This window comes from Ensifer sp. 22521 (assembly GCF_052044795.1).
GTDB lineage: Bacteria > Pseudomonadota > Alphaproteobacteria > Rhizobiales > Rhizobiaceae > Ensifer.
Genome location: NZ_JBQENM010000020.1, coordinates 56011 through 68881 on the forward strand (window position 1 = coordinate 56011; position 12871 = coordinate 68881).

General features: G+C 63.8%; 10 protein-coding genes. 4 read left to right on the forward strand and 6 right to left on the reverse strand.

What is annotated here, in order from left to right; translation table 11 throughout:
- Positions 1-138 precede the first annotated feature (138 nt).
- The 3 genes from ACTJKE_RS25925 to ACTJKE_RS25935 are packed head-to-tail and all read left to right on the forward strand — an operon-like array spanning position 139 to position 2589.
- A complete protein-coding gene (locus ACTJKE_RS25925) occupies positions 139-1005 on the forward strand; it encodes an ABC transporter permease (protein WP_058321833.1) in 867 nt (288 codons plus the stop codon).
- Positions 1005-1823, forward strand: coding sequence for an ABC transporter permease (locus ACTJKE_RS25930; protein ID WP_440692890.1), 819 nt, complete (start codon positions 1005-1007; stop codon positions 1821-1823). Before ACTJKE_RS25925 ends, ACTJKE_RS25930 begins: the two co-directional genes overlap by 1 nt.
- Before the next feature lie 4 nt (positions 1824-1827).
- The gene (locus tag ACTJKE_RS25935) at positions 1828-2589 is read left to right on the forward strand and encodes an SDR family NAD(P)-dependent oxidoreductase (RefSeq protein ID WP_093234425.1); all 762 of its coding nucleotides are present in this window, start codon (positions 1828-1830) and stop codon (positions 2587-2589) included.
- A gap of 1178 nt (positions 2590-3767) precedes the next feature.
- Here the strand turns inward: ACTJKE_RS25935 and ACTJKE_RS25940 are convergent.
- The 6 genes from ACTJKE_RS25940 to ACTJKE_RS25965 form a co-directional block, all read right to left on the reverse strand.
- A complete protein-coding gene (locus ACTJKE_RS25940) occupies positions 3768-5426 on the reverse strand; it encodes a urocanate hydratase (RefSeq protein ID WP_093234420.1) in 1659 nt (552 codons plus the stop codon).
- Positions 5427-5759: 333 nt separating this feature from the next.
- The gene (locus ACTJKE_RS25945; protein WP_058321830.1) at positions 5760-6089 is read right to left on the reverse strand and encodes a TfoX/Sxy family protein; all 330 of its coding nucleotides are present in this window, start codon (positions 6087-6089) and stop codon (positions 5760-5762) included.
- Positions 6090-6101: 12 nt separating this feature from the next.
- Positions 6102-7199 (reverse strand): DUF917 domain-containing protein, encoded by a 1098-nt coding sequence (locus ACTJKE_RS25950; protein WP_440692894.1) that lies wholly within the window; start codon positions 7197-7199, stop codon positions 6102-6104.
- Between the two features lies 1 nt (position 7200).
- Positions 7201-8484 carry a Zn-dependent hydrolase gene (locus tag ACTJKE_RS25955; protein WP_110878438.1) on the reverse strand — a complete coding sequence of 428 codons (1284 nt, stop codon included), beginning with the start codon at positions 8482-8484 and terminating at the stop codon, positions 7201-7203.
- Positions 8484-9860, reverse strand: coding sequence for a dihydroorotase (locus ACTJKE_RS25960; protein ID WP_440692896.1), 1377 nt, complete (start codon positions 9858-9860; stop codon positions 8484-8486). The genes ACTJKE_RS25955 and ACTJKE_RS25960 overlap by 1 nt, the downstream gene beginning before the upstream one ends.
- Before the next feature lie 28 nt (positions 9861-9888).
- A complete protein-coding gene (locus tag ACTJKE_RS25965; protein WP_057253323.1) occupies positions 9889-11427 on the reverse strand; it encodes an aromatic amino acid lyase in 1539 nt (512 codons plus the stop codon).
- 219 nt (positions 11428-11646) lie between these two features.
- Between ACTJKE_RS25965 and ACTJKE_RS25970 the strand changes: the two genes are divergently transcribed.
- Entirely contained in the window at positions 11647-12825 is a 1179-nt protein-coding gene (locus ACTJKE_RS25970; RefSeq protein ID WP_176907355.1) for a LysR family transcriptional regulator, read from the forward strand.
- Positions 12826-12871: the final 46 nt, after the last annotated feature.

Below are 12871 nucleotides of genomic sequence, written 5' to 3' on the forward strand. Positions count from 1 at the left end.
CCTTCGCCCCGCAAGCGGGGAGAAGGTGGCCGGCAGGCCGGATGAGGGGCGCTTACCCACTGTGTACAGAAGAGGGGCATTTTCCCTCACCGCGCCAAGCAGACCGAAACACGACTGAAACTCGAACGGATGACCTTTATGCCCGCGGCAACGAACACGAAGAGAAACCTGGTGACGGCGGCGCTGGTGGCGCCGGCGGCGGCCTGGCTGATGATCTTCCTCGTGCTGCCATTCATCGCCATGCTGGTCTTCGCTTTCGGCGAACGCGCACCGGAAGGCGGCTATCAGGCGGCCTTCACCTTTGCCCAGTTCGCCAACCTGCCGACACGTGCGGCGGCCTTCTGGAACACGCTCGTTCTCGCGCCGATCGGCGCGCTCGCCTGCCTGCTGATCGCCTATCCGGTCGCCTATTATCTCGCGGTCAAGGCGAACCCGCGCTACCGGCTGATCCTCGTATCGCTGGTGGTCGTACCCTTCTGGACCAGCCTGCTCGTGCGCACCTATGCCTGGATGTACATCCTTGGCTCGCGCGGCATCCCGAACCTTTTGTCGATGATCGGCATCGAGGACGTGAGGATGCTCAACACGCCCGGGGCCGTGCTGCTCGGCATCGTCTACGGCTACCTGCCGCTAATGATCATGCCGATTTATGTGAGCCTCGAAAAACTCGACCGCCGGCTGCTCGAAGCCTCCGCCGATCTCGGCGCCAAGCCGGTCTCGACCTTCTTCGGCGTCACCCTGCCTTTGTCGCTACCAGGGGTGATGACCGGTGTCGCGCTGGTGACCATCCTGCTTCTTGGCGAATACCTGATCCCGCAGCTCTTGGGCGGCGGCAAAGTGTTCTTCATCGGCAATGCACTGGTCGATCTCTTCCTGCAATCGCGCAACTGGCCCTTCGGCTCGGCGATCGCCGTCACCCTCGTTGCCGTTGTCGTGGTGATCCTGATGGTGGCGATGCGCATTGCCTTCCGCGTTGCCGGCACAAGACAGGTGGATCTCGTCTGATGCGCGCCTTTATCTCTTCCGTCTATCTCTTCCTCTACGCGCCGATCGCGCTCGTCGTCTTGTTCTCCTTCAACGCCGGGCGTAACGCCAGCGAGTTCACCGGGTTTTCGACCGCCTGGTACGGCAAGGCGCTGGGCAACACCTTCCTGGTCTCGGCCTTGCAGAACAGCCTGCTAATCGCCTTCACCAGCGCCACGCTTGCGGCGATCTTCGGCACCATGGCGGCCTTTGGCATGGAGCGGCTGGCGCCGCGCAACCGGGCGATCTTCGATGCGCTCTTTGCAGCGGCAATCGTCGTGCCCGGCGTCGTCATCGGCATCGCGACGCTGGTGGCGTTGGTCGCCGTCTTCTCCTTCATCAATCCGGCGCTCGCCACCATCTGGCCGGGCGATCAGCCGCCGCAGCTCGGCCTCGGCTACGGCTCGATCATCGCCGCCCACGGCCTGTTCTCGATGGCGCTGGTGACGATGATCGTGAAGGCCCGCATCGCCAGCCTCGGCCGCGATATCGTCGAGGCTTCGAGCGACCTTTACGCGACACCGCTCACCACCTTCCGGCTGATCGTGCTGCCGCAGATCCTGCCGTCGATCCTCGCCGGCTTTCTTCTGGCCTTCACCTTCTCCTTCGACGATTTCATCATCGCCTTCTTCGTCGCGGGCTCGAAAACCACCCTGCCGATCTACGTCTTCGCCTCGATCCGCCGCGGCGTGACGCCCGAGATCAACGCGATCGCGACGCTGGTGCTTGTCGCCTCGCTGCTTCTGATCCTGACCGCCCGCATCCTGATGCGAGAGAAGAAAACAAAATCCGGGGAGTGAAACCATGATCCTGAAAGACCGGGTCGCGATCGTGACCGGAGCCGGCTCCGGGATCGGTCAGGCGGGTGCGGCCATCATGGCGCGCGAGGGCGCCCATGTCGTCGTCGTCGATCGCAGCCTTGTGGCAGCCAGCACCGCCGTCGAGGCGATCGCCAGCAAGGGCGGCAGCGCCGAGGCGCTGGCGATCGACGTCACCGACGACGCCGCGCTCAGCGATGGCATCGCCGATATCCTCTATCGCCACGGCCGCATCGACATCCTGCACAACCATGCCGGCGCTCAAGTGGCGGGCGATCTCGAAGAAGTCGAGATTTCGGGCTTCGACCGCTCCTGGAACCTCAACGTCCGCGCCCATTTCATGGCCGCACGCCTCGTCATGCCGTCGATGAGGGCGGCCGGCCGCGGCGTCATCGTCAATACCTCGTCCTCCTCAGGCGTGCTCTATGATCGCGAGATGATCGCCTACACCACCACCAAACACGCCGTCATCGCCATGACCAAGCAGATGGCCGGCGACTACGCACGCCACGGCATCCGGGTCAACGCGCTCTGCCCCGGCTGGGTCGACACGCCCTTCAACGAGCCCTTCATCGCCCAGATGGGCGGGCGCGGCGCGATCGAATCCTATATCCGCGAAAAGGTGCCGCTCGGCCGCTGGGCAAGTGTCGACGAGATCGCCGAGTCGATCCTCTTCCTCGTCTCCGACCGCTCCTCCTACATGACCGGCCAGATCCTGGTGGTCGACGGTGGCGAGACGGTGGTGTGAAGATGCTGACGTAGCATCCTCCCGATGTCGCGAGGTGCGGCAATCGCGCGTTCCCCTCATGCAGTTGGGCTTGGAGCGTCTCCTCCCCTCCCTCATTTCTGTGCCTGTCACAGAAATCCAGCCATGGCGCGTCCGCGCCGTGAATGACTCTTTAGAACGCCGGATCGAAGGTGCCTTTCGCACCACCGACGCGGCACCGCTGGATCTCTGTGACAAGCACAGAGATGAGGGAGGCGACCTTATCAAGCCTCCGGAACCGTCCCGCGCCACGCCTTGCACCAAGGCGTAGATAGTACGTGCCCGTCCGGTTCCTGATGATGGATGGAGGCGAGATGGCCGTTTAGTGCGGGGCTCAACGCGTCTCGCCATAAATCCGTCAGCCGGACCATTGACGGAACTAATTTTGAAGTGCTCATTAGGAACATCAAGAAAAGGGGAAATAAGCGCCTCTTAACGTCCTTTCTGATAATTGGAGCCGCCTCCATTCTCGCGATAATCATTTAAGTCGGACACGACTGTACTTCTGCAGATGGTGACTGGCGAATGGCAGGCGGTATTTCTGAGGCTCGGGCACCCCTGAAATAAAGTGAAAAAACTCGCATTATGAGCGTAGTTTCCACCTGGATGGAATATGCAGCGCACCTCAACTATCTTATTCATCAGATTTCTATGCATAATATTTGTACTATTTATGGCATTTATCATTGACGCTGGTATTGTTTATTTTTCTCAACACATGGCAATGCCAATTATATTTGGAATATTCTTGAGGTCCGCACTTCTCACCGCTTGGCTAGCGATAATATTTGCCATAGTTGAACTTATTAACAACATCTCTGGTTCAATATCTAATTATACTCTTTTTAGATCATTGATGATCTCAGACATGATATTCATAAATTCTATTATAGCATTTGTTTTCTATATATATTATTTTGGATCCGGATCGCCGGCGGTATCTATTACAGACTCTGACGGAATTCTTGTTGACAAAGGCCAGTTTACTATGCTCGGCCTTCACAAGACAGTTTCAAATATCGCTACATCTACTTTTTCCGCACTATTTCTACATTTCATGTTTTTGCTTCATGCACTCGCAATCACCAGGCGCACAGATTAAAACGGCTCGAATCAAGGATTTATTGAGGCTCCACTCGGGAAACCTCTCACGCCTCGTCTCACACCTTCACATGCCCGATGCCCTTGGCAGCAATCTCCTCGAAACTCTCGTCGTAGCCGGCATCGGCATAGCGGATGACACCGAGAGCGGTATCATTGGTGAGCGCATGGTCGAGCCGCTCGTCGGCCTCAGCCGTGCCGTCGGCAACGACGGTCACGCCGCAGCTGGTCATATAGCCGGCATAGCCGCCGCCGCCGGAATGCACGACGACGAGATCGGCCATCGACGAGCAGAGCAGCATGGCGTCGAGCAAGGGCCAGTCGGCGATCGCGTCCGATCCGTCCTTCATCCGCTCGGTCATGATGTTCGGGTGCGCCATGGCGCCGGCATCGAGATGGTCGCGCGAGAACGCGATCGGTCCCTTGAGTTCGCCGGATGCGACCAGCTCGTTGACGCGCCGCGCCAGTGCCGTGCGCTCGCCATGGCCGAGCCAGGCGATGCGGGCCGGCAGGCCCTCGAAGGGGATATGCTGACGTGCGAGCTTGATCCAGTTGGTGATGATCTTGTTGTCCGGGAACATCTCCAGCAAAAGGTCGTCGATGCGGGCGATGTCGCTCTCCTCGCCTGACAGCGCCATCCAGCGGAACGGCCCGATGGCGCGGGCAAAAAGCGGCCTGAGATAGGCTTCGGTGAAGATCGGAATGTCGAAGGCATTGGCAACGCCGCCCTCGCGGGCCTGGGTGCGGATCAGGTTGCCGTTGTCGAAGACTTCCGAGCCCTTTTTCTGGAAGTCGAGCATCGCCTTGACGTGTTCGACGATCGAGGCACGGCTTGCCGCCATCAATTGCCCCTGGCCGTCATCGCGCAGCGACTTCACCTGGTCGAGGCTCATGCCCTTCGGCACGTAGCCGTAGACGAGATCATGCGCCGAGGTCTGGTCGGTCACCACGTCGGGCACGATGCCGCGCCGTGCGATTTCCGGGTAGATTTCCGCCGCATTGCCGACGAGGCCGACGGAAAGCGCGCGCTTCTCCTTCACGGCCGCGTCGATCATCGCCAGCGCCGCATCGAGATCCGGCGCGATCTCCTGGAGATAGCCGATCTCCCGGCGCTTCTTCGCCCGCTCCGCATCAATGTCAACGCAGAGGATCGCAGCCCCCGCCATGCGGCCGGCTAGCGGCTGCGCCCCGCCCATGCCGCCGAGACCCGCCGTCAGCACGAAACGACCGAAGAGATCGCCGCCGAATCGGCGCTCGGCGATGCGCATGAAAATCTCGTAGGTGCCCTGGATCACCCCCTGGCTGCCGATATATTGCCAGGCGCCGGCCGTCAGCCCGCCCCAGCAGATCAGCCCCTTGCGCTGCAATTCGTAGAACACCTCGGCCTTCGCCCATTGGCCGACGATGTTGCAGTTGGCCATGATGACGAGCGGCGCCTTGGCATGGGTCTTCAACAGCCCCACCGGCTTGCCCGACTGGATGATGAGCGTCTGGTCTTCGTCCATCTCGGTGAGCGCCTTGACGATGGCGCGATGCGCCGGCCAGTTGCGCGCCGCCTTGCCGAGGGCGGCATAGACGACGAGATTGTCCGGATCCTCGCCGACGGAGAGCACATTTTCGAGCAGCCGCAGCAGCGCCTCCTGCCGCCAGCCCTTGGCGCGCAGCTCCGGCCCGCCGGGGATCGGGAAACCAGGGTGACGGGGGTTGGCCTTGGGCATTGTCCTGTTCCTCATTGTTGTCTCGGCGGGGTGATTGCCCCTCTCACTCATGTCGGCAGAAGGTCGCTGCCCCCATTTACGTCGGCGGGAGTCGCTGCCCCTCACCCTAGCCCTCTCCCCGCTTGCGGGGAGAGGGGATGGCGTTGCGTTTGCCTCGGTTGCCGAATGCGAACCGCGGCCGTTTCCCCTTCCACGATCGGCCGGTGAATGGCGCACCGCGTGCCACACGCACTGCGGAGAATGGCGGCCACGTCCCCTCTCCCCGCCTGCGGGGAGAGGGTTAGGGTGAGGGGCAACCCCGCCAACACTTATTGGCGGGCAGACCACCAACCTTCACTTCGGCGGCAGCGTCTCGACGAAGGCAATCGCCCCATCGAGCAGCCGCCGGCGCAAGGCATCGTCGCCATAGGCATCCGCACCCGCGCGCACCCAGCCATGCATCGCGCGTCCGTTCATCACCATCAGCTCGATATCGGGCAGCGCAAGCGCCCAGCCGTCATTGCCCTTGCCGAGCCGCACCAGCAGCGAACCCTCGCGTGCGCCAAGGAGCAGGTTGCCATGCAGCAGATAGGCCCAGCCACCGAACATCGCCTTCTCCGAGAGCCCGGCGCGATCGCCGAGCTCCTCGCGGATCAGCTCTTCCAACCCGGCATCGCGCGCCATGGCTCTCTCCCGTCAGCTCCGACCCGAAAGCGCGTAGCGGGCAAGCTCGATGCCCATCGCCTTTTCGACAGACGGATAAACCGTCGGGTCGAGCACGCTGGACGAAAGCGGGATCACCGTCTTTGCCACATGCAGCACGAAGATCCTCATGCCCACCTGAAGCTGGCCTACGCTCAAGGGCTCGCCCTCCGGTGACAGCGTGGTGATGACGTCGGGGAAGGTCGCAAGCCGCCGACCTTCCGCAGAGTCAACCGCCATATACTCGTTCATCACGTGCAGTACCGTCGAGTCAGCGCCCTTCCCCAGCGTGACCGTGCCGATATCGAAGGCTTCCTTGGTATAGACGACCGATTTGTCGGTAATCGTACCTTCGGCGAGGATCGCGCCATTGGTTGCTTTGACGATCGCGTCGATGATGGCGCTGCCGCCCCTGGCCTCCGCCGCGATGATCGCCTCACCCAGAGCCAGCGCCAGCGAAATGCCGCCGAGCGCCGCATTGGCTTTCACATAGGACGCGCGCACCGGATTGCGGCACGACGCGATGAAGCCGCCCGACATGTCCGACGCGGTGCGCAGGACCGGCGAGACCTTGGCGGTGGCGCCGCGCACCACCAGTTCGATGTAGCGATCCTCGTCGCGATTTCCGCCGACGGCCGTCTGGATCATCGGTTCGGGCGAGCCGGCAAGGCCGATCGAGCCCATGTCGCCGGTCGGATGCGCGCGGATATCGCCGACCGCGTCGACCACCTTGGTGCCGAGGATTGCCGAAGGCAGCCAACCGTTGAGCGTCGAGGACTTGCCGTTCTGGCCGATGATGAGCCCGGAGAGCTTCTCGCCGAGCGCCTCCTGCAACAGTTGCACGGCCTTGACGTAGTCGACGCCGCGCATTTCCCAGGGCGTGGTCGAGGCCGGCGCGCCGATCGCGGCTGCCGTCGCCACCCAGTCGTTGGCGTCGAGCTCGTCGATCGACACCAGCTCCGGCTTGCCGATCGAGACCGCGGCATAGCCAAGCATGCGCCCGTGGTCGGCCCAGCCGCCACCGCCCGCCGCATAGACGGAGCCGCCCTTGACCGCCGCCTCGACGTCCTTTTCCTTCAGTATCCGGCCCATCTCACACCTTCTCCTGCAATTTTTTGTCGAGCCTCTTCACCGCATCGAAGAGAACGGCGGCGCCAAGCGCGATGTCGTCATTGTCAGCCCATTCCTCAGGCGCATGCGAGCGGCCCCCGAGGCACGGAATGAAGATCATCGCCGAGCGGGTGATGCGGCCCATCCAGGCGGTGTCGTGGCCGGCACCGGACGCCATGCGCCGATGCTTCGCGCCGATCGCGTCGCAGCTTTCTTCGAGCGTTGAGAGCAGCAGCGCATCGCCGGGTGTCGGGTGGTTGTCGGAAATCACATTGGCAGGCGCGATCGTCACACCGGCAGCGTCAGTAATGCCTTGGCACAACGGTCCGAGTTCGGTCAGGAACCGCTCCATCTGCGGCCTGAGCTCGGCACGCGCGTCGATCAGCAGTCGCACGCGCGAAGGCACCACATTCGCCGCATTCGGTTCGATCGAGAACTCACCGACCGTCGCGGTGAAATGCCCCTCGCCTTGCGAGAATTCCGTCGCCAGCCGCTCGATCTCCAGCACCAGCCGCGAGGCGGCAACCAGCGCATCGCGCCGGTGCCCCATCGGCGTCGTGCCGGCGTGATCCGCCTGCCCCTCGACGATGACCTCGATGCGGGTGATGCCGGAGATGGCGGTAACGACCGCAACATCGAGCCGCCCGGTTTCCAGCACCGGCCCCTGCTCGATGTGCAGTTCCAGAAAGGCCCTGATGTCCGAGCGCTTGGAACCCGAAAGCCGCGACGGGTCGCCGCCGACTTCGACGATTCCCTGCCGCAGACTGAGTTCGCCCTGGGTACGGCTCAGCCAGCCATCCGGCAGCACGCCCGCCATGCCGCGGCTGCCGATGCAGGAGACGCCGAAGATCGACACTTCCTCGGCGAGAAAGTCAACGACCTCCAGATCATGGTCGAGCTCGATGCCATTGTCCGTCAGCGCCCGTGCCACTTCGAGCGCTGCCGCGACGCCAGCGATGCCATCGAAACGGCCGCCATCGGGCACCGTGTCGGAATGGGAGCCGAGCATGATGGTGCCGAGCGCCGATTTGCGCCCCTTGCGCCGGCCGATCAGATTTCCGGCGGCGTCGATCCGGGTTTCGAGACCGGCTGCGCGGAAGCGCCGGTCGAGAAAGGCGCGGCCTTCGAGGAACAGCGGCGTAAAGGCGCGCCGCGTATAGGGCCGATCCGGCTCGGTTATGCCGGCGAGACCGTTGATGATCCCGGCGATCCGGCCGGCATTGACCGGCAGGTTGGCCGGGACCTTGTTGTGGGCGGTCTTGCTCATCACGCCTCCTGCAGCGCCAACGTGGCCAGCGGCCGGACGAATTGCCCAACACCGGGCTCGGCCAGCACCTCGCGACCATCGAAGGCGAGCCTGCCGCGCAGATACGTGGCAGATACCCGCCAGGGCAGCCTGATACCGTTATAGGGCGACCAACCGACGACGTTGTGACCGCTTGCCGCCGCGTCATAGACATAGGGCTCGGGCGTCATGACGATGATATCGGCATCCTTGCCGGCTTCGAGCGCGCCCTTCTGATGGTCGAGGCGGAAATGCCGGGCCGGGTTCAGCGTCATCAGTTCGGCTGCTCGCGTCAACGGAATGCCCCGTTCGAGCGCGCCCTTGACGAAGAGCGGCACCATGACTTCCAGCCCCGGCACGCCGGAGGCATTGGCCAGCATGTCCGGATTGGTCTTGCGGTCCTCCGACCAGCTCACATGATCGGTCGAGACCATCGTCACCGTACCATCGGCCACATGCCGCCAGAGTTTCTCGACCTCGGCGCGCGGGCGGATCGGCGGATTGATCTTCGCCTTGCCGCCGAGGCGCCGGACGTCGTTTTCCTCGTCGAGCGTCAGATAGTGGATGCAGCACTCGATCGTCGCCGCATGTCCTTGCGCGCGGTAGGCGGCGGCAATCTCGTAGCCACGGCCGAGCGAGCAGTGCACCACATGCGCGGGGCAGCCCGTGGCAGCGCCGGTCTCATAAATCTGGTTGGTGGCAAGCAGTTCCGTCAGCGGCGGGCGCGACAGCCCGTGGGCGCGGTAGTCGGTGATGCCCGCCCCCTTGACCTTATCGATCGCGGCGCGCACCGCCTCGTCGTCCTCGTTGTGGACGCCGGCGGCAAGCCCGGTTGGCGCGATCGCGCGGAAGCAATCTTCAAGGAGCGCCGCCGGAATGCGCGGAAAGCGCTTGGGATCGGTGCCGAAGGTCGAGAACTTGAAGGCGGCGACACCCGCCTCCACCATTTCGCCGATGCGTGCCGGCCCCTCCTCTGGGTCGACGGTGCCATAAAGCGCGAAGTCGACACGCGCCTGCGGACCGGCATGGTCGATCTTGCGGCGAAGGGCTTCAGCCGAGCAGACGAGATTGCCCTCGTCATAGGGCATGTCGACGATGGTGGTGACGCCGCCGGCAGCCGCCGAACGCGTCGACCAGATGAAATCCTCCTGGTTCTTCTGCGACAGCGAATGCACCTGCGAATCCACGGCGCCGGGCAGGATCAGCGCATTCCCGAGATCATGCCGCTCGCGTGCCGCCGGTGCCGCTCCCTGGCCGACATGCACCACCTTGCCGTCGCGAACCGCCACGTGCCCGCCCTCGACGATCCGGTGAGGGAGAACAACGGTGCCTTTCAGAACGAGATCGAAATCGGACATGCTGTACTCCCGATGGGTCAGGTGTGGGTCACTTGCCGAGCGCGAAGAAGTCGTCGAACTCCGGCATCGGTGCGGTGGCGACGAAGGAGCGCAGCAGATCGTGGCAGGTGAAGGCATCCTGCAGCGCCTCGATCTCCTTCGAGAGCGGCCGGTCCTTGAGATACATAGGGCTGACGGAACGGGTCTGGTCGTAGGCGCGCTTGACGACGCCCTGCGGCTGGTCACCGACGAGATCGATCGCCTGCGACGACAGCATCGCCTCGATGGCGGCAAGCTGGCGCAGGTCCCGCACCTGCGTTTCCATGCGCTCGACGATCAGCGGCAGGAAGGTCGCTTCTTCTTCGAGACCGCCGGCAACGACGATCGATTGCGCCGAGAGCGGCACGGCCAGCGACTGCACCCGCATGTAAAGTTCGACGGCGAGCTTCATCAGCGGGCCGAGCCCGGTCGCCACCTCTCCCGGCGCCACGAGATTGACCGAGAGATTGCGACGTCCGCCGTTCGATAGAAGAATGCAGCGGTTCAGCACGTTGCGCGCCGCATGGGAAAAGGCGATCTGTGCCGCCTCGATATAGAGCGTTGTGGTCAGCGGCAGCGACGCGCCGGAAGAATGGACCTGCCCGCCAAGCACCACCGGGTTGTCGTCGGAGAGATAGGTCGCCTCCACCAGCCGCCCAGCGGCAACCATCAGCGTGTCGACTACGGCCCCGAAGACCTGGGCGGTCATGCGCAGGCTGAGCGGATCGTGGATGGCCGTCGGCACCGGCCAGTCTGCAACACCGGATTGACCGTAGAGCCAGGAGCCGACCAGCGCCTCGCCGCGGGTCGAGAGCGTTGCCGCCACCCGCCACGGATCGGCCGACGCGCCAAGCGCTAAGGATGACATAACGCCAGTGACGAGCAGCACGCGGATCGCGGCCGCCGCCTCGCGCAGCACGTTGGCCGCCGCGGCGAAGGAGATGGCATTGACGCTGAGCGCCGCCAGCGCGTCGCGCGGCTGCATGACGAATGGCTTCAGGCCCGCTTCGGCAAGCGCCGTCTCGGCCGAAACGAGGCGCCCTTGATAGTAGGCCTCGCCGACGCCTGTCAGCACCGAGGCGATCTGCCCCATCAGGCCGATATCGGCGCAGCCCATCGAGCCGTGCCGGCGCACGGCCGGAATGATGTCGGACGCAAGAAGGGACAGAAACGCCCGGATCAGATCCGGGCTGCAGCCGGTGTGGCCGCGCATGGCGGTGTTGACGCGGATGGCGATCGCCATGCGCACGATCGCCGGCGCGAAGAACTCGCCGGTGCCGAAATGGTGGGCTCTGACCAGCGAATTGTTGAATTCAGCCAGATCGTCGGCCGTCCAGAGACGGTCCTTCATCGAGCCGACGCCGGTGTTGGAACCATAGACGGGAAGCCCCATCGCGACACGCTCGGCAACCACCTTGTGGGCCGCGGCCACCCGCTCCATGCCGCCGTCATCGGCCACCGGCCGAACCCTTCCCGCCCCGATGTCCTCGAGCGTCGCGAAGTCCAGCGGTTTCCCGCAGAGAACGATGGATTTGACCTGATGCAGCATGCCGATGGATACCTTCCCGCGCAGGAGCCGCTTCGGTTTCGAAACGGTGCGCGGATGCTCTGATGTCTCGCAACCGCCGCTCGCAAGGCCTTGGTTGCTTTGTGCATGCTATGCGCTTATCGCCCGCTCGTGCTATATCCCAAATCTGGAACGGGCAATGCGTAATCATGGACATGCCATCGGCGCATGGTACCGCTCGTCTGGCAGAAGGATCGCCGAATGGACTTAGCAACGATCGTGATCGTCGATGCGGTGCTCCGCGAAGGCGGCATCCGCCGCGCCGCCACGCTCAGCGGACGCGCCCCCTCAAGTGTCAGCGCCGCCATCAAGCGCTTTGAACAGGCGATCTCCATGTCGCTGTTCCGGCGAGAAGAAACCGCACTCGTCCTGACGCTCGAAGCGCGCGCCCGCACAACTGAAATCAGGGAGGCAACGACCAAGATTGCTGCCATCATGGAGGCGGCAGGCAAGGAGGCGATCGATCCCACGCCGCCGATCGGCCTCGTCGCGCTCGACCGCTTCGTCCGGATCGCCCGCTCCGGCAGCATCCGCGCCACCGCCAAGGCGCTCGGCCTCGGCCAGCCGCAGCTGACACGGCAGATGGCCGACCTTGAACGCCATCTCGGCAGCCGCCTGTTCGAGCGCTCTCATGGCGGTGTCCTCGGCACGGCAACCGCAGAGCGGATCATTCCATTTGTCGACGCCCTGCTCGACATCTGGGCGCGGCTGACACACGCATCCGCCGATCGCTTCCGCCGCGACGCCGCCACCTGGCGCCTGGGCGCCGTCATGCCACTCGGTCCTGAAAGCGAGATCGCCCGCATGCTGGCAGCGCTGACGGCGAACTGGCAACGTACCCGCCCGCGCCAGCCGCTATACATATCCAGCACCACGGCGGATGAACTTTTGGCTGGCCTTAGAAGCAGGCGGTTCGACGCCGCCCTTCTCGATGTCGCCGAGATCCCCTTGGATTGCGACGGCAGGCTGGTGTCGCAGATGCCACTGGCGCTGGCAGGCCCCGCCTCCGTCCTTTCCGCGTTCGCAGGCGACCTGCCAAGGCTGCTCGCCGCCTGCCCGATCGCAGTGCCAAGCGTCAGGAGCGGATTGCGCCGCGAGACCGCCCGCTTCCTCGACGACACGCTTGATGAGACCGAGCGTCGCCGCATCGCCCTCGTCGAAGTCGATTCCATTCCTGTTATCATCAACCTCGTCGCTCAGCACGGCTACCTCTCGGTGCTGCCGGAATCCTCGCTCGCAAGGATGCACCGGCCTCCGGCGATGATCCGGCTTGGCCCTGCTTACCGGCAATCCCTAACGCTTGTCTGGCCGCGCGGCGCTTTCGCCGGCGAGATCGGCGAACTGATGATTTCGATGATGAAGGCGAGCCCACGGGCCTGATGGCAACGGTGCCGCCGGCGGAATCAAACTTTGATCCCCTGCGGCC

Bases quoted from the DNA above. Each gene is read 5' to 3' on its own strand.
- ACTJKE_RS25925 (WP_058321833.1), top strand. From the start codon at position 139: ATGCCCGCGGCAACGAACACGAAGAGAAACCTGGTGACGGCGGCGCTG.
- ACTJKE_RS25930 (WP_440692890.1), top strand. From the start codon at position 1,005: ATGCGCGCCTTTATCTCTTCCGTCTATCTCTTCCTCTACGCGCCGATC.
- ACTJKE_RS25935 (WP_093234425.1), top strand. From the start codon at position 1,828: ATGATCCTGAAAGACCGGGTCGCGATCGTGACCGGAGCCGGCTCCGGG.
- ACTJKE_RS25940 (WP_093234420.1), bottom strand. From the start codon at position 5,426: ATGCCCAAGGCCAACCCCCGTCACCCTGGTTTCCCGATCCCCGGCGGG.
- ACTJKE_RS25945 (WP_058321830.1), bottom strand. From the start codon at position 6,089: ATGGCGCGCGATGCCGGGTTGGAAGAGCTGATCCGCGAGGAGCTCGGC.
- ACTJKE_RS25950 (WP_440692894.1), bottom strand. From the start codon at position 7,199: ATGGGCCGGATACTGAAGGAAAAGGACGTCGAGGCGGCGGTCAAGGGC.
- ACTJKE_RS25955 (WP_110878438.1), bottom strand. From the start codon at position 8,484: ATGAGCAAGACCGCCCACAACAAGGTCCCGGCCAACCTGCCGGTCAAT.
- ACTJKE_RS25960 (WP_440692896.1), bottom strand. From the start codon at position 9,860: ATGTCCGATTTCGATCTCGTTCTGAAAGGCACCGTTGTTCTCCCTCAC.
- ACTJKE_RS25965 (WP_057253323.1), bottom strand. From the start codon at position 11,427: ATGCTGCATCAGGTCAAATCCATCGTTCTCTGCGGGAAACCGCTGGAC.
- ACTJKE_RS25970 (WP_176907355.1), top strand. From the start codon at position 11,647: ATGGACTTAGCAACGATCGTGATCGTCGATGCGGTGCTCCGCGAAGGC.